Annotated in this window: 17 protein-coding genes and 2 tRNA genes; 4 read left to right on the top strand and 15 right to left on the bottom strand. The window is 41.7% G+C overall.

Going from position 1 to position 23,947, the window contains the following annotated elements:
- Genes lpxA through lysS form a run of 7 tightly spaced genes read right to left on the bottom strand, consistent with a single transcriptional unit; the run spans window position 1 to window position 8,420 of the window.
- Window positions 1-801 carry an acyl-ACP--UDP-N-acetylglucosamine O-acyltransferase gene (lpxA, locus tag G4V39_RS08860; protein ID WP_166032591.1) on the bottom strand — a complete coding sequence of 267 codons (801 nt, stop codon included), beginning with the start codon at window positions 799-801 and terminating at the stop codon, window positions 1-3.
- Between the two features lie 27 nt (window positions 802-828).
- Window positions 829-1,272: a 3-hydroxyacyl-ACP dehydratase FabZ gene (fabZ, locus tag G4V39_RS08855; protein WP_166032590.1), complete on the bottom strand. Its 444-nt coding sequence runs from the start codon at window positions 1,270-1,272 to the stop codon at window positions 829-831.
- On the bottom strand, window positions 1,262-2,299 hold the full coding sequence (lpxD, locus tag G4V39_RS08850) for a UDP-3-O-(3-hydroxymyristoyl)glucosamine N-acyltransferase (protein WP_166032589.1): 1,038 nt from the start codon (window positions 2,297-2,299) through the stop codon (window positions 1,262-1,264). The genes fabZ and lpxD overlap by 11 nt, the downstream gene beginning before the upstream one ends.
- On the bottom strand, window positions 2,299-4,974 hold the full coding sequence (bamA, locus tag G4V39_RS08845; protein WP_166032588.1) for an outer membrane protein assembly factor BamA: 2,676 nt from the start codon (window positions 4,972-4,974) through the stop codon (window positions 2,299-2,301). The genes lpxD and bamA overlap by 1 nt, the downstream gene beginning before the upstream one ends.
- Window positions 4,956-5,666: an ABC transporter ATP-binding protein gene (locus G4V39_RS08840; RefSeq protein WP_166032587.1), complete on the bottom strand. Its 711-nt coding sequence runs from the start codon at window positions 5,664-5,666 to the stop codon at window positions 4,956-4,958. Before G4V39_RS08840 ends, bamA begins: the two co-directional genes overlap by 19 nt.
- The gene (locus G4V39_RS08835) at window positions 5,659-6,921 is read right to left on the bottom strand and encodes a lipoprotein-releasing ABC transporter permease subunit (RefSeq protein WP_166032586.1); all 1,263 of its coding nucleotides are present in this window, start codon (window positions 6,919-6,921) and stop codon (window positions 5,659-5,661) included. Before G4V39_RS08835 ends, G4V39_RS08840 begins: the two co-directional genes overlap by 8 nt.
- Window positions 6,922-6,929: 8 nt before the next feature.
- Window positions 6,930-8,420: a lysine--tRNA ligase gene (gene lysS / locus G4V39_RS08830; RefSeq protein ID WP_246169652.1), complete on the bottom strand. Its 1,491-nt coding sequence runs from the start codon at window positions 8,418-8,420 to the stop codon at window positions 6,930-6,932.
- A gap of 101 nt (window positions 8,421-8,521) precedes the next feature.
- On the opposite strand from lysS, the gene G4V39_RS08825 reads away from it, so the two are divergent.
- The 4 genes from G4V39_RS08825 to wbaP all read left to right on the top strand — a co-directional run bounded on the left by G4V39_RS08825 (window position 8,522) and on the right by wbaP (window position 12,367).
- A tRNA-Arg gene (locus G4V39_RS08825) sits at window positions 8,522-8,598 on the top strand.
- 70 nt (window positions 8,599-8,668) lie between these two features.
- Window positions 8,669-8,745: transfer RNA gene (locus G4V39_RS08820), tRNA-Arg, on the top strand.
- A 230-nt stretch (window positions 8,746-8,975) separates the two neighbouring features.
- Complete coding sequence (locus G4V39_RS08815) at window positions 8,976-10,037, top strand: IS630 family transposase (RefSeq protein ID WP_166032585.1); 1,062 nt, start codon at window positions 8,976-8,978, stop codon at window positions 10,035-10,037.
- Between the two features lie 794 nt (window positions 10,038-10,831).
- On the top strand, window positions 10,832-12,367 hold the full coding sequence (gene wbaP, locus G4V39_RS08810; protein ID WP_166032584.1) for an undecaprenyl-phosphate galactose phosphotransferase WbaP: 1,536 nt from the start codon (window positions 10,832-10,834) through the stop codon (window positions 12,365-12,367).
- Here wbaP and G4V39_RS11330 read toward each other — a convergent pair whose 3' ends face one another.
- The 8 genes from G4V39_RS11330 to G4V39_RS08770 form a co-directional block, all read right to left on the bottom strand.
- Window positions 12,368-13,477: a glycosyltransferase gene (locus G4V39_RS11330; protein ID WP_166032583.1), complete on the bottom strand. Its 1,110-nt coding sequence runs from the start codon at window positions 13,475-13,477 to the stop codon at window positions 12,368-12,370.
- A complete protein-coding gene (gmd, locus tag G4V39_RS08800) occupies window positions 13,474-14,502 on the bottom strand; it encodes a GDP-mannose 4,6-dehydratase (protein ID WP_166032582.1) in 1,029 nt (342 codons plus the stop codon). Before gmd ends, G4V39_RS11330 begins: the two co-directional genes overlap by 4 nt.
- Window positions 14,495-15,559: a glycosyltransferase family 4 protein gene (locus G4V39_RS08795; protein WP_166032581.1), complete on the bottom strand. Its 1,065-nt coding sequence runs from the start codon at window positions 15,557-15,559 to the stop codon at window positions 14,495-14,497. The genes gmd and G4V39_RS08795 overlap by 8 nt, the downstream gene beginning before the upstream one ends.
- 25 nt (window positions 15,560-15,584) lie before the next feature.
- Entirely contained in the window at window positions 15,585-16,493 is a 909-nt protein-coding gene (locus G4V39_RS08790; protein ID WP_210412078.1) for a glycosyltransferase family protein, read from the bottom strand.
- A 7-nt stretch (window positions 16,494-16,500) separates the two neighbouring features.
- Window positions 16,501-17,619 carry a methyltransferase domain-containing protein gene (locus tag G4V39_RS08785; RefSeq protein ID WP_210412076.1) on the bottom strand — a complete coding sequence of 373 codons (1,119 nt, stop codon included), beginning with the start codon at window positions 17,617-17,619 and terminating at the stop codon, window positions 16,501-16,503.
- 5 nt (window positions 17,620-17,624) lie between these two features.
- The gene (locus G4V39_RS08780; RefSeq protein ID WP_166032578.1) at window positions 17,625-20,339 is read right to left on the bottom strand and encodes a glycosyltransferase family protein; all 2,715 of its coding nucleotides are present in this window, start codon (window positions 20,337-20,339) and stop codon (window positions 17,625-17,627) included.
- Window positions 20,340-20,932: 593 nt separating this feature from the next.
- Window positions 20,933-21,727 carry a putative capsular polysaccharide synthesis family protein gene (locus G4V39_RS08775; RefSeq protein WP_166032577.1) on the bottom strand — a complete coding sequence of 265 codons (795 nt, stop codon included), beginning with the start codon at window positions 21,725-21,727 and terminating at the stop codon, window positions 20,933-20,935.
- A 275-nt stretch (window positions 21,728-22,002) separates the two neighbouring features.
- Window positions 22,003-23,946, bottom strand: a complete 1,944-nt coding sequence (locus G4V39_RS08770) for an ATP-binding cassette domain-containing protein (protein ID WP_166032576.1) — start codon at window positions 23,944-23,946, stop codon at window positions 22,003-22,005.
- Window position 23,947: the final 1 nt, after the last annotated feature.

Below are 23,947 nucleotides of genomic sequence, written 5' to 3'. Positions count from 1 at the left end.
TCAAAAATCGTTCTCTTCGACTTTGCTGACCAGACGGGCCACTCCCCTCTGAGAAGACTGAATAAAGGAAAGAAGAGTCTCTAATTCATCAAGAGGAGAGACCTCTTCCCTCACCCTGGCCAGGGCCTCCTTAAGGGGAAGAGAAGATTTGAAAAGAATCCGAAAGGCCTGTCTCAGGGCCTCAATAGCCTCTGGCCTGAGGCCAGCCCGCCTTAAGCCCACCAGATTAAGACCGTAAAGTCTGGCCGGATTGCCACGGGCCATGGTGAAGGGGGGAATGTCTTTATTTACTCCCGAGGCCCCCCCGATAAAGGCCAGAGGCCCGATCCGACAAAATTGATGAACAGCCACCAGGCCACCAAGAATGGCCCTCTCCCCTATCTCCACGTGTCCTCCCAGGGTGGCGGCATTGGCCATAATTACCCCATCGTGGAGGATACAATCATGGGCCACGTGGACGTAGGCCATAAGAAAACAGCCATTTCCGATCTTGGTAACGCCCTTATCTAAAACCGTACCCCGATTGATTGTCACGTATTCCCGAATAACGTTGTCATCGCCGATCTCCACCCTGGTGGGTTCACCACCATATTTCAGGTGTTGTGGGGGAGCTCCAATGGAAACAAAAGGAAAAATTTTGTTGCGGGCCCCGATCTTCGTCCGGCCCTCGATGACCACATGGGAGTGTATTTCGCACTCTGGACCTACCTCCACCTCCTCTCCTATGACGGTATAGGGCCCAATGGAGACCCCAGGGCCTATCTTGGCCCCGGGATGGATTATTGCCGTGGGATGGATCATCTAACCTCCTAAAAGTTTAATCTGAAATTAACGGATAGCGGCCATCAGTTCGGCTTCAGCTACCAAACGATCAGCCACATAGGCCTTGCCGGCCATTTTCCAGATGTTTCGTTTGCGTTTGAGGTTAACGAGCTCCAGGATAAGTTGATCTCCTGGATGTACGGGATGTCGAAAACGTACCCCATCAATTCCGGCAAAATAAACCAACTTGTCGGCCAGTTCTTCCGGATCAGTGAGTTTGGCTAAAATGGTAGCCACCTGGGCCATGGCCTCAAGAATAAGCACCCCGGGCATAATGGGTTGCCCGGGAAAGTGTCCCTGAAAGAAGGGCTCATTGATGGTCACATTTTTAAGCCCCTTTATAGAGACCCCGGGTTCCACCTCCAGAATACGATCCACCAAAAGAAAGGGATATCGATGGGGCAGAAAATCCATAATCTTCTGGATTTCTATCTGAAAATCATTCTTCATGGCGGCCCTCCTCAAGACGTGCCAGGCGCTCCTTAAGGCGCCGGATCTCCCGAACTAGCTCCGGTAGCCTGGCTACAGCGGCCATGGTCCGTAGCCAGCGCTGGTGTTCCATGGCCGGAGCCCCGGCGACTATCGATCCGTCGGGGACATCCTTGTGGACACCGGCCCGGGCAGCCACCATTGCTCCGTCGCCGATACGGAGATGATCCGCCAAACCGGCCCCGCCACCGAGCATCACCCCCCGGCCGACAGTAGTCGAGCCAGCGATTCCCACCAGGCCGGCCATGGCCGTGTGAGGACCGATGCGGACGTTGTGGGCTATCTGGCAGAGATTGTCGATTTTGGTCCCCCGGCCGATCACCGTGGCTCCAAAGGCAGCCCGGTCAATGGTGGTATTGGCCCCGATCTCCACATCGTCTTCGATAATCACTGTCCCCACCTGGGGGATCTTGACCCACTCCTGACCATCTCGGGCATAGCCAAAGCCATCGGCTCCGATAATGGCCCCGGCATGAATAGTCACCCGACGGCCAATGCGACAACCGGCATAGACCACCACATTGGCATGGATGACCGAATCATCTCCCACCTCAACCCCCTCTCCCAGATAAGCTCCCGGAAAAACCACCACCCGATGGCCCAAACGCACACCATCTGCCAAGACAGCCAGGGGATGAATGGAGACATCATCTGGAATCTGGCACTCCCTTCCTACCACCGCATGAGGGCTGATCCCTGAGGGTCGGTAGGGCTTTCGAAAGAAGACCTGGGCCACCTTGGCATAGGCAAGATAGGGATCGCTGACAACAATCAGACTCCGGTCAGAAAGTTTTGAAGCCAACGATTCGGGGACGATAAGGGCCCCGGCCTGTGAGCCCCTGGCCTCGGCCAGATATTTGCCAGAGATGACAAAAGAAAGATCATCTGGCCTGGCGTGAGAAAGAGGAGCCAGACCCTTTATTTCCATATCTGGCCCCTCCAGGCGCCCCCCAACCAGAGAAGCCAGTTCAGAAAGCCTTTTGCCCACTAGAAATACCCCCCGATACGGAAATTCCAGCTGCTTTTGTCCTCTCCCTCTTTGGCGTTGAGGTTGTAACCCCACTCAATGCGCATTGGCCCCATGGGAGAAAGCCATCTTATTCCGAAGCCCACACTTTGCCGGATGTCTGAGAGGTTGTAGCCTTCGTCCTTACCCCAGACATTGCCCATATCAAAGAAGACCACTCCCTTGAGGCCGATGTTGGCCACCAGGGGGAAGATATCCTCAATCTGGACAAAGGCCATGCGCTCGCCGCCAATTCGTTCTCCGGTTATTGGATCAACCGGACTTATATCCCAGTAGCGATAGCCCCGAACACTCTCCAGCCCCCCAAGGTAAAATTTTTCATAAATAGGAAGCTTTCCTCCAGAGCCTTCGGTGATGTAGCCAACCCCTCCCCGGAGATGAAAGGTTGTCCCCAGAATAAATGGGTAATAGACGCTTCCCGTGTACTGGATCTTAATAAAGGCGCTGTCTCCCCCAAGGGGGCCTCCTGCGTACTCCAGACTGATGGAATTAAGGGCTCCCCCGGTGGGATCAAAAAAGTTGTTTCGGGTATCCCGAGAGATACCCACATTCACGGCGCTAGTGATGTTTATATCCAGACTCTCCCGGATGGCCCAGGCAGCCCAAGGGCTGACATCCTTAAGGGTGGTGTTGTCAAAACGGTAGCCCCAGTAGAGCCTGGTGTCTGGATCGAGGAGATAGCCAAATCTCAGCCCCCCACCGGTTGAGTCTTTGGTGTAGTCGTCATAGATCCGTTCCCAGTTGTAGAGATCCACCCCCACCGAAAGATGGGTATCCCTGAAGTAGGGCTCGGTAAAGGAAAAGGTGTAGCGGTTGGTCCGCCCACCAAGGATTCCCCGGAAGGAAAGAACCTGCCCTTTACCCAGAAAGTTCCGCTGCGAAATCTCTCCCATAACGATGACATTATCTACTGAGCTGTAGCCGGCCCCGATACTGAAAGTCCCGGTAGGTCGCTCCTTGACCTTGACATCAAGGTTCATTTCATTCTCTCTGACCCCTTTCTCCGGGGAGATGCTCACGTCTTCAAAATAGCCCAGACGTCGCAGACGGTTGTTGCTCTTACGAATGGCCGTGGCCGAGAAGAACTCCTGTTCCTGCACCAGAAGCTCCCGTCGGATGACCTTGTCCCTGGTGCGGGTATTACCGGTAATTTCGATGCGGTTGATGTAAACGCGGGGGCCTTTGTCCACCTTAAAGACCACATCCACCTTGAGAGCCTTAGGGTCTTTTTTAATCTCTGGTTCTACCTCGGCGTAGGCATAGCCCTTGTCGGCGTAAAGATCGGTAAGTTTAAGGACATCTCGACGAAGGGTCTCTCGACTGAAGACCTTCTCTTTGGTGATAGAGAGCTGAGAGAGAAGAAATTTTTTGTCTTTGAAGAGGTCTTCTTCTATGTCTACCTTGCCCACCCCGTACTGAGGACCTTCTTCCACCGGAATGGTGATATATATCCACCGTCCCTTCTGAACCACCTTTGGTTCGCCCACCCGGGCGTCAATATAGCCATGGTTGTGGTAGAAAGAGACTATTTTACCCAGATCACGACGGAGGGTCCCCCAGGCCAATACCCCGGGCTCGACCCCACCACCGGTAAAGATGCTCTTGGCCTTTTTGAGCCAGGTAAGCCAGTCCTTCTCGCTGATCTCCAGAATGTCTTTAAGTTCGCTATCTTTAAAGGCCCGATTGCCCTCAAAGCGGATCTCTTTGATATAGATTTTCTGGCCTTCCTTAACCTTAAAAACCACCTCCACCCCTTTAGGGCCCGAAGGCCTCACCTCCGAGGAAACCTTGGTGTCATAGTAGCCCTTTTCCCGATAGACATACCTGATCTTTTCCTCGGCCTCTCTGATTTCTTTAGGGTTGAAGACCGAATGGGTCTTAAGCCCCAGAATCTCCATAAGTTTTTGATCGGAGATAGCCTTATTGCCTTCGATGCGGATCTTACGCACCGTGGGTTTTTCTTTAAGGATGTAGGTGATTAAAAGCCCGCCATCTTTTTCCTCTACATCTACCCGGACATCATCGAAGTAACCCATCTTAAAGATGTTTTTGATGTCATCCCTGATGGTCTTGGGGTCGTAGATATCTCCCACCCTGGTCTTGATGATGGCCCGAACAGCATCAGGATCAAGGGTCTGGCACCCCAGGATCTGAATCCGGGCCACCTTTTTGCGCTCCAGAATCACTATAGCCAGGTCTCTGGCCGCCCGACGGGCCAAGTCTGCCGGGGAGGCGGGATCTCCTACGGCGTAAATCGCTTTAGCCGGTAGCGGATAGCCAGGTCTAAAAACTTTAAGGTCCAGAGAAAGACGCCCAGCAAACTCGGTGGCACTGCCCCAGACAATGGCCGAGACCTTGAGCCTCTCAGCTATCTCCTTGAGCTGTCCCAGAGATGGCTCCTCCGGTAAGCCCCCCAGGACCTTTTGGGCCCGAGAAGGTAAAATCACCTGGAGCCCCTCACCCACAAGGCGTTGCACCAGGAGATCATAAAGCTCCTTTTTTAGCTCCAAGCGAGGCTGGGGAGCATAGATCTTGAGAGGGAGGACCAATACTTTCTCTTGAGGGCCAATGGCCCCCCTGACCGATAGCGGCACGAACAATAGAAAAATAACAACTATTATTCCCAATCGGGCCACGGATGCTCCTTGTCCAGCTCGATTACCCGGCCCTGGGAGAGCCCCAGACAGCGATCCATACGCCTGGCCAGGCTCAGGTTGTGGGTGACCACTACGGTCGTGGTATGATAAGCCCGGTTCATGTCTAAAATCAACTGTCCAATTTTTTCTCCGCTCTTGGGATCCAGGTTCCCCGTGGGCTCGTCGGCCAGAAGGAGACGGGGGGAGAGAACCAAAGCCCGGGCAATGGCTACCCGCTGCTGCTCCCCTCCGGAAAGATCCCCTACCCGGTAGTCCAGACGATGACCAAGAGAGACAGCCTCAAGAAGCCCCTGAGCCCTCTTAGCGGCCTCGGCAGGAGGGAGCCCCGCGATGAGACAAGGTATCATGACGTTTTCCTGGGCTGTAAACTCCGGCAGTAAATGGTGGAACTGAAACACAAAGCCAATCTCTTGGTTGCGGAAACGAGAAAGCTCCCTTTCCGAAAGGGAAAAGACATCCTGTCCGAAGAGCCAGACTCTACCCCGGCTGGGCCTCTCCAGCGTCCCCAAAATATGGAGAAGGGTGGTTTTGCCCACCCCCGAGGCTCCAACAATGGCCACCGCCTCCCCACTGTAGATGGTCAGGTTAAGGCCGGAGAAAACCGTTACCCGATGGCCATCGGAGACAAAGGTCTTCTCCAGATCCTGGACTTCAATGGCCACCTCAGGCATAGCGCAGAACCTTGGCTGGATTTAGCCGGGCTGCCTGAAGGGCGGGATAAACTGTGGCCGCAAAGGAGATGAGCATGGCCGAGGTAGCAATAATGAACACATCGGCCAGCTCCATCCTCACCGGGAGATGATCTATATAATAAACGTCTGCCGGCAATTTAATGAGATGATAATGGGAGATCAGGAAACAGATTCCGGCCCCGCCGGAAACCCCCAATAGAGTCCCCAAACCACCAAGGGCCAGACCCACTAAAACAAATATCCGCATAACCGCCCCATCAGTGGCTCCCATAGACTTGAGAATGGCGATATCCCGCCTTTTCTCCATAACCATCAAAATAAGAGTGGAGACAATATTGAAGGCCGCCACCAGAACAATAAGGGTAAGGATGATAAACATGGCCAGCTTTTCTAGTTTTAAGGCTGAAAAGAGGGAGCGGCTCATTTGACGCCAGTCCATAACCACAAAGGGATAACCGAGAACCTTTGAAATCTCACGGGCCAGACGATCGGTGGCAAAGATGTCAGAGACAATCAACTCTATACCGTGAACAGCCTCTCCGAGCCCAAGGATCCTCTGGGCCTCAGCCAGAGAGATGAAAGCTATGGAGGAATCAAACTCATACATTCCGGAGTCAAAGATCCCCACTACCCTAAGAACTTCGACCTGAGGAAGAAGCCCCAAGGGAGTAGCCAGACCACCGGGGAGAAGAAGACGGACCTTCTCTCCAGGAACCACTCCCAGGGCCTTAGCCAGCTCCTTTCCCAGTATGATCCCGGGAAGACCTTTGCCTTTTTTCAGCTCGCTAAAGCTCCCCTGAACAAAAGAGACCCTGATGGTTCGAGAGGCCCGAGCCGGGTCAATCCCCCGGATAACCACCCCCTTTGTGCCCCCGGGGGCCGAAAGGAGCCCCTGAGCGTAAACATAAGGAGAGGCAGCCAGCACCTTGGCCTTTTGCCCCAGGAGCCGCCCCCAGAAGCCCGAGGCCGGAGCCTGGATTCTCTCTAGACGTTGGCAGAGTTGATCATAGTCTCTTATCTCCCCGGCCAGGCTCCGGACGATAATGTGGGAGTTCACTCCCAGGATTCGATCCCGGAGGTGATCCTCAAAGCCGCTCATTACGGCAATGACTACAATGAGGGCCATAACCCCCACCGCCACTCCCAGGGCAGAGATGGTCGTAAAAAAGGCGGTTACCGGTCTTTTCCGGCCGGCCCAGAGGTAGCGCAGGCTGACGAACCACTCAAGTGCCATGAGGAGGCCTATCCTTTCTTTTCAGGACGAAGCTGAGGGAAGAGGATCACCTCTCGAATAGATGGGCTATCGGTAAAAAGCATCACCAGACGATCAATTCCTATTCCCTCGCCGGCTGCGGGAGGCATACCGTACTCTAGGGCCCGGACGAAGTCTTCATCCATTTCGGGGTGAATTTCCTCGTCGTGGCGTCCTTTTTTGATCTGCTCAAGGAAACGTTCCCGCTGATCTCGAGGGTCGTTAAGCTCGGAGAAGGCATTGGCGATCTCTCGCCCGGCGATAAAAAGCTCAAAGCGATCAGTAACCGTTGGATCAGCCTCATTACGTCGGGCAAGAGGCGAGATATCCACCGGGAAATGGGTGACAAAGGTAGGCTGAATAAGCTTAGGCTCCACTAGGGCATCAAAGAGCTTGGCCCAGAGTTTGCCAAGCAGGGGCTCTCGTTCATCAAGTTTTATTTCTCGTTCCCGGGCAAAGGCGATAACCGTCTTCCGATCCTTAAGAACTTCCTCTGGCACCTGCCCGATCTTCAAGAGAGCCTCTTTAAAAGCCAGTCGGGGCCAGGGGGGAGTAAGGTCTATAATCTCACCCTGATAGGTGATTTTGGTATCTCCGAGGATCTCCTGGGCCAAATAACTGATGAGGTCCTCGGTAAGCGGCATGAGGTCCTCGTAGGTGGCATAGGCTTGATAAAACTCTAACATGGTAAATTCGGGATTATGCTGGATGGAAATCCCCTCGTTGCGAAAATTGCGATTTATCTCAAAGACTCGCTCGAACCCTCCCACCAGAAGGCGCTTAAGATAAAGCTCCGGGGCGATACGCAGATAAAGATCTACCCCCAGGGCATTGTGGTGGGTCTTAAAGGGCCGGGCCGTAGCCCCGCCGGGGATGGGTTGCATCATTGGAGTCTCCACTTCCAGGAATCCTCGAGAGGCAAAGTACTCCCTGATGAGGCGAATAATCTTGGTTCGTCGGCGGAAGATCTCCCGGACCCGGGGGTTAACGATAAGATCCAGATACCGTTGGCGATAGCGAAGCTCTATATCCTGGAGGCCGTGGAACTTCTCAGGCAAAGGACGGAGGCTTTTGGTAACCAGAGAAAATTCCTCTACCAAAATCGTCAGCTCACCCGTCTTAGTTCGGAAAAGTCGACCCTTAACACCAATTATATCCCCGATATCTATATATTTCTTAAAAAGCTTAAAGTTTTCGGCCCCTACTTCATCTCTCTTAACAAAGATTTGGATCCGACCACTTTCATCCTGAATATGACCGAAGCAGGCCTTACCAAAATCTCGGCGGGCCATAAGTCGACCAGCCAAAACGAAGGGACCAGGGACCTTCTCTAGCTCTTCAGCCTTATAGTCTCCAAAAACCTCCAGAATGGCCCCCGCTCGGTCTTTAGCCCGGAAATTATTTGGATAAAGGGGGATTCCCAAACGTTCAAGCTCTTCAGCCTTCTCTCTCCTCTTCTGTAAAACCCCACTTTCTTCCACGACTAACTCCCCCAGCAAAAATTATCTGGAAACACAGGCCGATCTAATGTATTTTGCTTAAGCCGTCAAGGAAAGGTCTTGATCTTTCAGGGCTTAGGTGCGCGCCCGTAGCTCAATCGGACAGAGCTTTGGACTTCGAATCCAAAGGTTGGAGGTTCGAGTCCTCCCGGGCGCGCCATTTTATATCTAGAAGACCTTTATTGAAAAGCCTCCGTAAATGGGGTAACTTTGGCAAAAATTCCTTATGCGCGCCCGTAGCTCAATCGGATAGAGCATTGGACTACGAATCCAAAGGCTGGAGGTTCGAGTCCTCCCGGGCGCGCCAAGCTTTTAGTAGGATATCAACCTTTCAAGAAAAACTTCATGCCCATGGCCTGCACTTTATAGGCCCCAGAGGTCATCAGAGCCCTTTAATCTTCCCCAAAAAATCTTTTCCCAGCTATTTCTCTTAAAACAGAGCACATCCTTTTTATACTGAAAGCACTTTTTGTGTGACATTTATTAATGGGAGCAGAAAATACTCGACAATAGGGCCAATTCCTGGTATGTAAAGATATGGACTCTAGCCCTCCAAAAGTTCCCAAAATAGACGCACGTAAACTTCCTCCCAAAGCTCAAGAAGCTTTGCGTTTTAGAGCCGTCCACGCCGTGTTGGAACAAGGAAAAACCCAGGAAGAAGTGGCCCAAATGTTGGGAATAGCCAGAACCACTGTGACTTACTGGCTAAAACTTTATCGCCAAGGTGGGGAGGAAGCCCTTAAAATCAAGCCTCGCGGACGTCCTAAGGGAGGAAAACTTTTGGGCTGGCAAGCAGCTACCATTTGTAGCATCATCCGGGACCGTTGTCCTGATCAGTTGAAGCTTCCCTTTTCCCTTTGGACCAGGGAGGCGGTGGGGCAACTGATAGAGAGGAAGTTTGGGATAAGGCTTTCGATATGGACGGTGGGCCGGTATTTGAGGCGATGGAATTTCACGCCGCAGAAGCCTTTGAAACGGGCCTATGAAAGAAATCCGAAGGAAGTAAAGGCCTGGCTTGAGAAGGAGTATCCCCGGATAAGGAAGAGGGCCAAGGAGGAAGGGGCAGAGATTTGGTGGGGAGATGAGACAGGGATCAGGTCAGATCATCAAGCGGGGAGGAGTTGGGCGCCGAGGGGAGAGACACCGGTGGTGGAGGTGAGCGGCAAGAGATTTCGATTCAATATGATTTCTGCCATCAACAACCGGGGGAAGCTTAAGTTTATGATTTTTAGGGAGAGATTTACGACAGAAGTTTTTCTTGAATTTTTAAGAAGGCTGATAAGATCACGAGAAAAGGGGCGGAAGATTTATCTTATAGTGGATAATCACCGTGTGCATCGGGCAAAGAGGATTAAGGAGTGGTTGAAGGGCAAAGAGGACGAGTTGGAACTGCATTATTTGCCGAGATACAGTCCGGAGCTTAATCCGGATGAGTATTTGAACCAGGATGTGAAGACGAATGCGGTGGGGAGGCGCCGGAAGCGGAGCATGGAGGAGATGGAGGGTAATGTACGCAGCTATCTTATGAGCACGCAGAGGCAGCCGGAGATAGTGAGGAGTTACTTTCGTGCTCCGATGGTAAGGTATGCCTTAGATTGATGTCGACTATTTTGTGCTCTGATTAATATATCCCATGTTTTTGGGGCTTTAGAAGAGCTTGATGATATCTTTCCATATGATCCGTTAGGGGAGAGGCCTCGGCCCTCCACTACCTCAACGGAAGTGCCGGCAGTAGTCGAGGCTATGCTGTCGGACGTCCGTAATAGCTTAACCGTTCCTGCTATAACTTATTCTGAAGTTGTCATATGCGTCTTTATGTAGTCTAGGGAAAAGTGATGATGTATAAAGGATCTGTCGTATCCAACCGTGAAATTTAAGAGTCCGTTTAGGTCAAAGCCGAAAAAACCCTGAAGTCCCCGCCTCAAAAGGCATTACCAAAACCCATATAAAAGTGGGAATCCTTAAAATAGCTAAAAATGAGTATTCACGTCCGATATTTTTTAAAACGTCCAGTGTCAAAAAGTTGAAAATCCCCTTTCCATTTCCCCTAGAATTAAGTCCCCACGGATGGTAAGGCTAAAAGTGTAAACTCATCAAAAAACCCTAGGCCATATTTGATAAAATTATTATGCCCTTTAGGCTGGGATCATGGATACTAAAAATGTTATGAAATCCTTTAAGACATATGTAACTTCTGAAAAAAAAACACTTTTAGAGAATTTTCTATAAGGATCACAGAACGCAAATATGTCTTTCAATAGATAATCTATCTGATGAAAAGCGGAAATAAAGGCCATATATCTTGTATAAAGATAAACTTAAAGGAGAAAAAATATTTTTATATGACTTAAAGTATCTCTAACAAGGTTTTAAAAAACTCTTGAGGTGGAAAGATGGATGGAAATACAAAACCACCTAAGTTTAAAAATGAAAATATATCAGATCTTTCCTGGGGAAAAATTGTTACCTTTTATCCTCGCCATCTCTTTCAAACGGGTAAAGAAAGACCTGAATACTATTTATTCCTTATACTAGGCGATCTATCTTCTCTGGTAATTAGTCTATTTCTTTCTCTTTGGTTACGTAATTATCTGGGAGAAATCTTCCCATCTTTACCTGCATATACATGGATGTCGGGATTGGAAAACCTTCAGCGGTTCTGGTGGTTATTTATTGCTGTTCCCTTCTCCCTCGCTTACCAAAGGGTCTATGATAGGCGTCTTCCCTTTTGGGAAGAGACCAAAGAGATTATCAAGGCTCTCTTTTTAGCTTTTGTAATCATCTACGCTTTGGTAGCCATGAAAAAGATGAGTAATCAGGTTCCTAGACTGATTGTGGGATTAACTTTCTCTTCTTCTATCTTTTTGCTTCCTTTATCTCGCTATTTAATTAAATCCACTCTTTTTAAAATTTCTCTTTATCGACGTAGGGCATTAGTCCTTGGAGCCGGACAAGGAGCCGCAGAGCTCATCCGTTCTATAGAGAAAGAACCTTATCTTGGGTACGAAGTAATAGGACTTTTAGATGATGCTTCTCACAGACATGGTCAGTTTATAGAGGGTAAAAAGGTCTTCGGTTCCTTGCGTCAAATTAGCAAATTTATCTCTTTTCTTGGAGTAGAGACCGTCTTTGTGGCCGTACCTTCTTTCAGTAGCCGAGAGCTTTCTGAAATTTTTGCCTCAGTCCAGAGCATGGTAAAAGAAATCTGCATTGTTCCAGACTTCAAAAACTTTGGTATGTTAAATGCTGAGACCCAGGTTCTTTTCCAAGAAAAACTTTTCTTTATTAAAGTACGTAACAACCTTAAATCACCCTTTAACCAGTTTATTAAGCGCTTCTTTGATTTAGGCATAAGTCTTCTTTTGCTTCCATTCCTACTTCCTTTGATGGGAATACTCTCTCTGGCCATCATAATTGACTCCCCGGGAGCCCCTATATTTGTCCATGAACGTCTAGGGCGCTGGGGGCAGAGGATAAAAATTTATAAGTTTCGGACAATGTACCAAGATTCAGACGAAATTCTTCAGAAATATCTGCAAAAAAATCCTAAAGCCGCCAAAGAATGGCAAATTTACAAAAAACTTAAAAATAATGATCCTCGAGTAACCAGAATAGGGAAATTACTCAGAAAAACTTCCTTAGATGAACTCCCGCAGATTTTTAACGTCTTAAAGGGAGAGATGTCTTTAGTTGGCCCTCGCCCTTACCTGCCCCAAGAAGAACCAGAGATGAATGATTTTCAAAGTCTCATTCTTCAAACAAGGCCGGGAATAAGTGGATTATGGCAGGTATCAGGGAGAAACAAATTAACTTTTAAAGACCGCCTTCAGATGGATGTTTGGTATGTTCTTAATTGGTCACTATGGTTAGACTTTACTATTTTGATAAAAACCATTGCTGTAGTTTTAAAAAGAGAAGGTAGTTATTGATCAATCCCAAAAAACAGAAATTTTACCATCGACAAAGTCTTTAAATTCTTTTTTAAATCTTTCTTTACTAAATCGTTCTGCATTAGAACGAATTACTTGAGGATCAAATTTATCTTCTATCTTTTCAAACTTTAAAATAGCTTCTATAAGACTAGAAACAGTTTGTTCCTTAAAAAAAAGACCAGTTTTTCCGTCAATTATCGTTTCCGTAGCTCCTCCTTTTCCAAAGGCGATAACCGGAGTCCCACAGGCTTGTGCTTCAACTGTTACAATACCAAAATCCTCTTCTGCAGCAAAAACAAGAGCCTTTGCTCTTTCCATATAAGTTTTTAAGACCTCGAAAGGTTGAAAACCTAAAATTTCTATATTTTTTTTAGCTTTTAATTTAATTTTTTTAAGATCAGGACCATCTCCAATAACAACTAATTTTTTTTCTGGCATTTGAGTAAAAGCGTCAACAATCAAATCGATCTTTTTATAAGGTACCATACGTGAAACTGTTAAATAAAAATTATCTTTATCAGAAAAAACATTAAATTTATTAGTATTTACAGGAGGGTAGATAACTTCCGAATCACGTCCATAAATTTTCTTAATTCTCCTTTTTATGGAATGAGAAAGAGTGACAAAAAAATCAACTCTATTTACCGTCGAAATATCCCACATACGAATATAATGTAAAATAATTTTAGCAAGCATTCCCCGAAATCCCTTATTTAAACCAGTTGAATTCAAATAAGAATAGTAAAGATCCCAAGCATATCTAACTGGTGTACAGCAATAACAAATATGAAGCTGATCAGATCGCGTTAAAACACCCTTTGCAACACAGGTACTAATAGATAGTATTAAATCTGAAGACGAAAGATCAAATTGCTCCACAGCTAGAGGAAAAAAAGGCAAATAATTTCTATATTTTTTTTCTGATTTTGGAAGATTTTGTATAAAAGAAGTATAAATTTCACAACTCTCAAAAATAGTCCCCTTAAAGGGCTCTCTATTAAAAACTAGAGTATATATGGAGCCGGGATAAAGTTCATAAATACTTTCCAGAACACTTTCAGCCCCACCAAATGTAACTAACCAATCATGAATCAAAGAAACCTTCATTTCAGTTCTCGCTGAACTCTGTTAAGATCAGCCTCTACCATTATTCTAACTAAATCTTCAAATTTAGTTTTAGGCATCCAACCGAGTTTTTCCTTTGCCTTTTTGGGATTACCTATTAATATATCAACTTCAGAAGGACGATAAAATTTAGGTGAAATTTCTATCATTATTTTCCCCGTCTTTTTATCAATTCCTTTGGTGTTCAAACCTTCACCTTCCCAATAAATATTGTATCCTGCTACTGCAAACGCACATTCAACAAACTCTTTTACAGAATGAGTCTCACCAGTAGCAAGAATATAATCACCAGGAGAATCTTGCTGTAACATTAACCACATTCCTTCAACATATTCTTTTGCATACCCCCAATCTCTTTTAGCATCTAAATTTCCCAAAAAAATCTTATCCTGAAGACCATATCTAATTCGGGCTACCCCATATGTTATTTTTCTAGTCACAAACTCCAAACCACGCAAAGGAGACTCATGATTAAATAAAATACCAGAACAGGCAAACATATTATAAGCCTCACGATAATTTACTGTAATCCAATGACCAAAAAGCTTAGCTACTCCATAAGGACTACGAGGATAAAACGGTGTTTTTTCTGTCTGGGGTATTTCACAAACTTTACCAAAAAGTTCACTAGTAGATGCCTGATAAAACTTAACATGAGGACTAAACAATCTAATAGCTTCCAAAAGACGCAAAACACCTAAAGCATTTACATCGGATGTAAGAATAGGCTGCTGAAAAGAAACACCAACAAAACTTTGCGCAGCAAGATTATAAACCTCATCAGGCTTAACCTGTTCTATTGTCTTTATAACATTAGTCAACTCCAATAAATCCATATAAACTATTTCTACCTCTTTATCAATACCAAGTTCTTTCAATCTCCAATTAGTAGAATCAGCACTCCTTCTATCTGCCCCATAAACTTTATATCCTTTTTTTAAAAGAAATTCCGCAAGATATGCTCCGTCCTGGCCTCTAATACCTGTAATTAGTGCAACCTTATCCATTAACAACCTCCCTTATTAACCTCATCATTTTTTGAGCTGACCCATGCCAAGTATAAAGTCTAGCCCTATCATAACCTTTTTTTATTAAATCATCTCGAAGGTCTTTATTTTTTAAAACTGTATAAATACCTCTAGCTATATCATTTATATCATGAGGATTCACATAATAGGCTGCGGTACCACAAACTTCTAGCAAACTAGCAATATTAGAAACAACTACTGGACAACCACATGACATTGCTTCAAGGGGGGGCAAACCAAAGCCTTCATATAAAGAAGGGTACACAAACAATAAAGCATTTTTATACAATCCAGATAATTCTTGATCCGAAACATAGCCAACTCTAATTATATTAGGATTACCCAAAATTAAATCACTTAATACTTGATTAGAAAAGACCCTACTATCAAAATCACCAACTATAACTAATTTTAAGTTTTTAAGCTTTAACTTATTAAAAGCAAGAATAAGATTGCCGAAATTTTTTCTAGGATTAAGCGAAGAAACAGTCAAAATGTATTGACCATATTTATTAGGGAAATCTTTTTGAGAAAAAAATTTAAGTCTTTCAGAAACTCCACAATAAATAACCTCTATTTTTTCCCCTGGAATGTTTAACAAGCTTACTATTTCTTGCCTTGAAAATTCACTAATAGTGATAATTTTTTTAGCTCTTTTAGCTATCTTAGGTATTAAAAATCGATAGAATAAAACAAATTTCTTGGAGAACCAAGAGGGATTTCTTATAAAGGATAAATCAAGTATTGAAACTAGTTGGTTAACATATAACAATGGAGCCGTATTACATAAATTAATTAATAATGGATTACCTTTTCTATAAAGAAAAAGAGGCAAATCTATCTGTTCCCACAAATGTCCTCTAAAAAATCCACAAAACAAAACATTTAAATGATCCCTGGAAGGGTCCAAATTCTGTTTAAAAGTTATAAATTTTAAAGAAGAGTCTAAACGACTTAAATGATAGGAAATTTCTAAAGCCCATCTTTGAACACCTGTAACTTTTTGAAAGAAAAAACGGGAATTAACAAATATCATAAAAATCTAATAGAAGAAAAGCAAATTAAATCACAGAAAAAAGTTCTATTAATTTATCCCAACTTGCATATCTCTGAACATCGTTTTTAGCCTGCAAACCAATTTTTTTTAAAAAATCTAATTTCAAATTTTCAGGTTTAAGTAGACGAATATCAAGAACATTCACACTATGTTTAATCCAAGAAGGTGAATATTCATCAATATTGGTAATAATAGCACATCCTCTATTCATTGCAGCAAAAATACTTGTATTATTTGCTCTAACACCTTTTTCAAAAAAGGCAACAAATAGTTGAGTTTTATCAAGGAAATAATTAATAGCATCATCAGAAAGAAATCCTAAAAATTGAATACGAAAACCAAATATTTTAGACAATTGATTACTTACAGAATCAAAATCACCAAAATTTGCTTTCTCATGAAAAGCTGTGGAAACCCATAGTACATAATCAATATTATAATTTTCTAAAAAATTTTGAAGAATTTTATAGTACTTTAGTTGTAATTTATGGGCCATACCAAACGAAAAAAGATTAAGAGAAGTTTCTCGTACAATATGATCACCAGTTATAAGAGCTGGGCACCAGGCAGATATTATTTTTTTGTTAATTCCTTTAAGAGCAGAATAAATTTCTAAATTTCCAGAATATATTATTCGAGAATATTTCAAAAGTTCATATTCCAAATCCAATCCATCAAATGTATGAAAGAAAAGATCATATTCAATATTTTTAGCAACAAGAAAATTTAAATATTTAGAGAGAAGAAGGCATTCTGAATCATTTAAATCACGAACCTTTAAAGAAAAAAGAATAGGTCCTTTATCAATACTTTGAATATCAAAAACACTCAAGCAAGGAACATCTAACTTCATAGCAAGAATTTGATTAAATTTTGCAACTCCAGATAAACTTGGATTAAGATGAGAGCTCACTAAATATTTATACATTTTTATAAACCCTCTCAAAAACCAAAACTCTACCCAATTTTTTCCAATCCATTTTCTCCTCTAAATCTGGACGTGGTCTAAGCCCTTCTAACATAAACAATAACTTAAGAAAGTCTTTATTCAGCAAAGTTATATGAGTAGGATCAGTCACTCTATCATCTGTTACATCTAAAAGAGAAACTGGAGATGGATGGAACCTAGTAGTAACATATAAGTATTTGGAGGTATAATCAGCTAAAACCTTAACAGCTTGCCTAATCTGCAAAATTGTCAAATGTTCTAACAACTCACGACAAATAACAAGATCAAAATCGATTCCGAAATTATAATATTCAGTCACAGGAGCTACAACAATATTAGAACGCACTTCTTTTGGAGCCAAGTCTTTGGCAGCTTGACTGAAATCTATTCCATATGTTTCTATACCTAATTCATATAGAAAATACATTAATGCCCCAGGACCACAGCCAACATCTAAAACACGTTTGGGCCGAAAAACTTCTTTTATATTTACGGGATTCTTGGCTTCAATTATTCTTCTTGTCTCAAGTGAATAATCATTTTGGCCATTTCTCCAATCACCACGGAAATAGTGCTCATCATAGTAATGGGGCTCAATTTCCTTTTGCGAAAATAATATACCTTCAAACTCTTTTAGAGAATTACAATCTTTGTTTCTTATAAAATCTCTAACAATATTAGTAGAACTATCTACATTAGTATCTAAAAATAAAATTTCTATTCCATACTTTTTACATACTTCTTGCTCATCATTAGGTAAACCCTTTTTCTTCCAATCCATTCCCTTAACGTATTTTAAGGGCTGTAATTTTGAAAGAACATCAGAAGTAGAAGTTTTACACAAATGGACATAAGAAATTGTTTTCAAAGAATCAATAAGATTGATTCTTTGAAGTTCTGGCAAGAGATTAGGTCTTTTTTTATTATTAGAAATATAATCGTCTGACTGAACATTACAAAAAAGAGGAAAACCTAAAGTAGAAGCCACATCAAAATATTTTAAATGCCCAATATGCAAAGGATCGAAACAACCATCAACCATCACACATTTCCTCTGATATTTAACCAGATCATCATAGTTTACTATCATCCTTTTCACCTCACTTTATTTTTGAAAATTTTTAAAAGATCTAAAGTTTTAATATTTATAGGCAAAAATTCATATTTTTCTTTTCTATCATGAGTATGATAGAAGAAGTTGTTTTTTCGAACCTTATCAAAAGAACCAAATTTTAAGTAACGAAAGGCCCTATATGCTACATCTAAATGGACTGGTAAAAAGTTCTCTTCATTCGAATAAAAAGCCACAGAAGGTACTCCATAAAAAGGAGCCAAATACGAAAACCCTCCATAAGTGCCAAAGAAAGCTAAAGAATTAGCAATAACTTTAGTTTGTATTTCCAGATTATTTCTTAAAGTCATTTTATCTTTAATCAAATGAATTCTACCATTTGCATTAAGAGAAAAGTCAACATGATCATCTATATCAATATTGGTAGCCAGCAATACTATATCTATATAAGTAGAAAAAAAATTCAACAATTGCGATATCATCATTCTATTTTCTTTAGTATCAGGAAAGCAAGAGCTAAAATAGAACTTAACAGCGATATATTTGTTAGGCAGGTCAATATCATTGTTTTTAATAACATTACGATTAAACTTTTTATAATTCGTATATGACTCAATCAAAGAAATAGGGGCTTTTCTTCTCCAATAGGATTGGAACATTTGGTACATAAGCGAAGGATGAAACCAATCAAACTCAGTTATATTTAATTTAGACTTTACTATTTCTAGAATCTCATAATCAAAATCTGATATAATATTATGCTTTTGAGCACCTGTAATCTCTATTCGTCTTTGGTTTTTATTTTTAAAATCTTCCTCTCCAAAGAAATCAAAGATGTCTATATAATGTTTGTAAATTCCATTATACCAGGCCTCTACTCCTCCCCGAGATATCACAATTATTCGATCTTTTTCGAGATTAAATCTTTCAAATGCCCAGTTTAAAAAGGGAATCCAATAGAGAATTTCAAAACCTACTTCTGATAGCCAGGGACCAACAATAATTGGCTTTGGTGATTTTGAAATCCTTCTTATTTTCTTAAGAATACTATTAGTATAAATAAATCTCTTATTAGCACTACTACTGGCATATTCTTCTATTATTCGGGGAATTATATATTCTCTTACAAACGGTCTTTTTATAAAAGACTTAAAAATAGGCAGAAAAATAGGACGAAAAAATCTTATAACTCTTGGCAAAGGTTTTTTAAACAAAGCATCTTTTATAACTCTCTTTTTATTAGTCAAAGATCGCTTCAAATTTTTCTTGAAATCCTTTTTAAATAAAAGAACTAGAATAGCAAGCCCTAATAAAATAGGACGCATTAAATAACACCAAAGAGGAGTTTTTAAAGGGAGAGGTGCAGGTGAATTCATTATCTCTTCAATAGCATTAGCAAAAATCGGTGTTGATGGCTTATCAAGCCCATGAGGTCTCACGAAAATTTCAATAAATTTCCTGATTCTATTAATATACGAACCATCTCCGCTTATCACTGATTCAAGTTGCTGTATATGTTCATCAAAACTTCTACTAATATGAAGTAGCCCTCCTTTAACAAGATAATGGAAGTGGAGTGTGCCCTGCTGGGTTCCTTCAAATTCTGGATTCAGAATTGTAAAGACCGGCTTATTCAAAATTCCGGCTTCTATCATTGCACTTGTATTTATACCAACCACAGCCTTACTATGAAAAATAGACTCATAGAAGTCTCTTTTGGATTCCTCATCTACCGGATTGGCACCTCCCTGGGGATAAATGGTGACGTTTCCATAATGTGAAAAATCTACTCCTTCCCATTGTTTTGCATTCTGAGGATGAGGTCTTACAAGGATCCCAATATTTGATATGTTCGGGTCCTTTGATGATCTTATGTTTTTTATCCAGGTCTCAACAAATTTCACTTCATTTGGAGCAATAAAGGGAGAAGAGCATACATAAAGTATGTATGAATGTTCAGATATTAATCCAACCTTACGGCAGAATTCCTCTCTGGTAGTACTTGCTTTCATATCAAACCACTTGTCATAACACTGGGCACCAGTTACTACAACTTTTGACTCTGGAATGTTATGTAGCTCCACAGCTTCTTGTTTCTGGATCTCATTCCATACAATTACAGCATCTGGCTCCACTCGTATCAATCCTTTATTCGTCAGATTATCCCAGCTTGCTACACATACTACACATCTTATTCCAAGTGATTTTGCGCTTTTAACGTAGTCTACCTGATCAGAGGCTATGTTTACAATTGGTGTTACTAAAAGAATATCGGGATTTTTAGACCTAAGAAAATCATCGATCCTCTTACAACTAGGCAGTGCTGTCTCCAGCATTACAAGGAGTTTATCTATTAACCTTACTGCCTTGAGAGAAGCCAAAAAACTTAGTATTGTACTTGCTATAGGTCGCAATACAACACCAAACCGAATGGCTACTCTTTCCTTTAACTTCGTTGCATTTTCATATCTTGGATGAAAATATCTCACATAATCCCGACCACCTCGAATTGCCTGTGCAAGATATCTCCACAGAAGATTCCTTTTGGGAATCTTCTTCTTATCATAGGTGATGTTTTTATTCTCCGCGGCAAGTCTTTCGATGAGTCTGTCTTCTGCTTGTTTTTTAGGTTGGGAGAAACATACATGAATCTTATGCCCTCTTTCGGCAAGGAGTCGAATTGCCGACTCATAATTTCGTACATATCCAGGATGTAACATAATGAAAAGTATTCTCATAAAGTATGAGCCTCCTCTTTTACTGAAAAATGTTAACTTCTTATAAAAATATCAGAATGGCTCTCATCAAGTTCATACCTTTTCCAACTGATTTCAACCATCTTCATCTACTGACTCGTTTTTTCATGTACTTTAATAAAAGCAATCAAATGCACTTTAGTATCAATGCATATCCCTTAACTGACTTGAACTATAAAGAAACACGATGAAAGAACAGCTCTGAATATTGTACTATTACAATTCCGATTAATGTTTACCTCATCTTCCTTTATGATGGAAAACAAACTCTCGATCTGACAGTCCTTACTGTATCATTTTGCCAGATATCCCTGAATATTCCGACCTTATTAATCGTGCATCTTTGATGCATTAACTTCTGCAAAAGTTCTCCCGCAAGGCTTTGTGCCTCCATTAATTATCCAGATGACCTTCCGTGCAAGTTTCACCCTCGACGCTCCGTGTCCGAATGCCTCGATATCGTACTGGCCGATCTCTTAAGCTTCAGCCGGCTCTACTGCCATTTTCACATATATCTGACACAATATCCTTCCTCAGTACCTTGCATAAAATTCTTCCGATAATCTTTAAACCACCTATATCAGGCCACTCCACTTCCGCCTAAAAAAATCAATTTCTTCTTCAGTATAAAAATGGCGAGCATATCTGGAATTATACATTTTGTCCATATAGTCTTCAGGTAAAACCACATTTTTACAAAACTGTTCATATATAGAAGAATACAGTCCAGTACTTGCAATATTTTTATTTACGAGTTTAAAAATCTCTATTCCCAGAAAATCCTTAAAAGCCTGTTGATGACATCGATCAAGATTTTCCAGCCTTATTAATAATAGGTCAGCCTTTTCCCCTTCATATATTTTATAACCTTTATGAAATGGGAATATAGTCTTGTACACATCTATGCCGAAAACTGCTTTCATTTCTATATCAAACCAAGCCAGGGGTGTTTCATGAGTGTTAAAACCATCTAAAGACGGACAGTTCAAAAATAAAGACAACAATCCTTCAAGATTTTCAGGATCCAGGTTAAAGCTTAATTTTGCTTGTAGATTGAAAATATAATAAAAGAAAAAAGATATATTTCTGGCAACTGGATCTCTCGTAAGGGTTATAATTTTCCATTTTCGATTTCCCTGCTTTATTTGTGTACGCAAGTACTCTATCTCTTTAAGCTTATTATGGTATTTTTTAAATTGTTGGCTACCCTTCTCAGACACGGATAACATGTCCTTATAATAGCTTAATCCCTTATCACTAAGTGTATGAACATGATAAGGCGATAGCCCTATTGCCTTTAATGAATATTCAATAGTTTTAGAGCCCACTCTACCCATCTGATAAATTAAAAGTCTTTCCAATTCTGACACCATACCCTCTTCACTTACTACAGAAACATCAACAAAATAAACTTCGTTTAGCTCTTCTGTTTTTCACTCTAGAATAAACTCTTCCTGAATGCAACTCTCCCTCTGGCATTCCTCAGCATTTCTGCCTGAAAGCGCTACACAACAAAAGCTTCTCTAAGCTGTAATATTTTGTTCCATCCCGCCATTATAATCGTTGTCTGAGTGTACATATGTCCTTGATGATCTCTCATGATCCAAAGCAAATCCCAATACTTCACATCCAGCTACCTGACATCTTACATGACTTCACTAATGCTATCAATCACATCGGAAACATCTGACCTGCTTATATCTAAAGAATTACACGAACCTTCAAAGAGCCTTGAAAGATGTGATTCGTAAAGCGTTAAAGTCATAGGAAAGGTACCGGCCTCCTTATGAGAATAAATACTTAGAGTTTTTACATTCATATACGGTGCAAAGGATATTATATTGCCCTGAACTCCCACACAGAAAGCAGCATTTCTTATTATTTTAGTTTGAACTTCGAGTATATTTTTGTAGTTCACTTTATCCCTGATTTCATATAAACCATTTGTATCACAAATAAAGTCTCTATGTCTGTCAACTAGTATATCCGTATGCAAACTTACAACATTAAAATTCTTAGCCAGTTCTCTAACAAGCTTATCTAAAAAAGACAGATTTTCCTTCGTCTGTGGAAAATGAGGAAAAAAACTGAACTTAACCACAATATACTTTTCGGGAAGATCGAATTGATCCTCTTTATTCCAGTCCACGTGATTAAAGGGCTCGTATATAGTATAATCATAAATAAAATCCAGAGGTAAAAAGCGCTTCCATACAGGTAAAAATAAATTCCACATTAAAGCAGGATGAATCAAACAATAATCAAAGAGTCCCAATTTTTTTATAGCTCGATTTAGAATTTCTTTTTCTCCAACAGATAAATAAAACTGTTTCATGTTCCATCCTGATGTTATATTACGGAAGTATTCTGAAAGTTCTGTATCAGAGATTAAATCCGATAAATCAAGATATTCAACACCTAAATCTTCATACCAGAGCCTTGCACCGCATCTTGAGATAGCGATAATACGCCTGCTATCAAGTTTATAGGTATGAATTAACCATCTGAGAAAAGGAATCCAGTAAGTGAACTCTACACCTACATCCGAAATATAAGGACCCAGAACAATTGTTTTAGATGTATCTATTACTTCCTCCAGTTCTTTCCTTAAATTAACATGCAATAACTCCTCCAAAGAAGGAGCCTGCCCCCTGGTTTCATTGTTTATTTTTTTATATTCTTTTAAGATCCTGTTAATAACAAGATACGCAGGATAAGATGTTCGTCCTTGTGGATCACTGCTATCTGAAATACTATCATCATTATGATAAGCAGGATAAGAGGATTGTTCCACATTACCCTTTCTTTCTACACTCTTATCAACAGAGTAATCAGCATTAAAAGCCTTTTTATATGGACCAAAAAACACTGTTCTTCCCTCTTCAAGCATTAAAACTTTATCCAAATATTTTATCACACGCTTATCTAAATGTTGGATATTTTTCTTCAAAATTATAACTGTACGTTCTCTCAAAATATTCTGAATCTTGTTCCAGCAAAGGTCTCCAAAACTGGAATGATCTAATCTTAAAGTATTATCAAATACATAAATATCCGCATCTATAGATATCATGGTATAATAAACCATTTCTTTAAGTATTCTTCCTGGCAAATCATAGATCTTTGTATCTTTCAGGTCTCCAAGATTACAGCAATTTAATATATCATCACAAAGCTCTGTCAAATGTTTTCCATCAGCGCCACAAATCATTGCAAGCAGCTGAGAGTACTCTTTAAGAGTCATTAGAGGATTTGAAGCTATAGGAGTTGATGTTACATATCTTACTTTACCTTTGACAACAATTTTACCTTCAGTTGGATAAGCCAGACCACAAATCAGCTTTGCAATTGTTGACTTACCAGACTCAGCGGGACCAAGAATAAGGAGTTTTTCTCCTTCCTTAACCGAAAAAGACAGATTATGAAGAACACAATGTACTTTTTCACCCTGTTCCCAGCCTCTTCTCTTCCCGAAAAGGATACTGTAAAAAGTGCGTCGCTTGGTTATTTTTATATCCAGTGAATAGAACTTGGAGACATTGTCAAAAATTATTACATCTCTAAGATCTGTGTTTTTATAATTACCCATA

The sequence above is a fragment of the Thermosulfuriphilus ammonigenes genome, assembly GCF_011207455.1.
GTDB lineage: Bacteria > Desulfobacterota > Thermodesulfobacteria > Thermodesulfobacteriales > ST65 > Thermosulfuriphilus > Thermosulfuriphilus ammonigenes.
The sequence above is the reverse complement of the archived record's forward strand: the minus strand, read 5'-3'. Positions and strand labels throughout refer to the sequence as shown.

What these genes read in the sequence shown, in the direction of transcription:
- G4V39_RS08780 (WP_166032578.1), bottom strand. Translation starts at nt 20,339, where the DNA reads ATGAGAATACTTTTCATTATGTTACATCCTGGATATGTACGAAATTAT.
- G4V39_RS08795 (WP_166032581.1), bottom strand. Translation starts at nt 15,559, where the DNA reads ATGATATTTGTTAATTCCCGTTTTTTCTTTCAAAAAGTTACAGGTGTT.
- gmd (WP_166032582.1), bottom strand. Translation starts at nt 14,502, where the DNA reads ATGGATAAGGTTGCACTAATTACAGGTATTAGAGGCCAGGACGGAGCA.
- lpxA (WP_166032591.1), bottom strand. Translation starts at nt 801, where the DNA reads ATGATCCATCCCACGGCAATAATCCATCCCGGGGCCAAGATAGGCCCT.
- G4V39_RS11330 (WP_166032583.1), bottom strand. Translation starts at nt 13,477, where the DNA reads ATGAAGGTTTCTTTGATTCATGATTGGTTAGTTACATTTGGTGGGGCT.
- G4V39_RS08835 (WP_166032586.1), bottom strand. Translation starts at nt 6,921, where the DNA reads ATGGCACTTGAGTGGTTCGTCAGCCTGCGCTACCTCTGGGCCGGCCGG.
- G4V39_RS08815 (WP_166032585.1), top strand. Translation starts at nt 8,976, where the DNA reads ATGGACTCTAGCCCTCCAAAAGTTCCCAAAATAGACGCACGTAAACTT.
- fabZ (WP_166032590.1), bottom strand. Translation starts at nt 1,272, where the DNA reads ATGAAGAATGATTTTCAGATAGAAATCCAGAAGATTATGGATTTTCTG.
- G4V39_RS08840 (WP_166032587.1), bottom strand. Translation starts at nt 5,666, where the DNA reads ATGCCTGAGGTGGCCATTGAAGTCCAGGATCTGGAGAAGACCTTTGTC.
- G4V39_RS08770 (WP_166032576.1), bottom strand. Translation starts at nt 23,946, where the DNA reads ATGGGTAATTATAAAAACACAGATCTTAGAGATGTAATAATTTTTGAC.
- G4V39_RS08785 (WP_210412076.1), bottom strand. Translation starts at nt 17,619, where the DNA reads ATGATAGTAAACTATGATGATCTGGTTAAATATCAGAGGAAATGTGTG.
- wbaP (WP_166032584.1), top strand. Translation starts at nt 10,832, where the DNA reads ATGGATGGAAATACAAAACCACCTAAGTTTAAAAATGAAAATATATCA.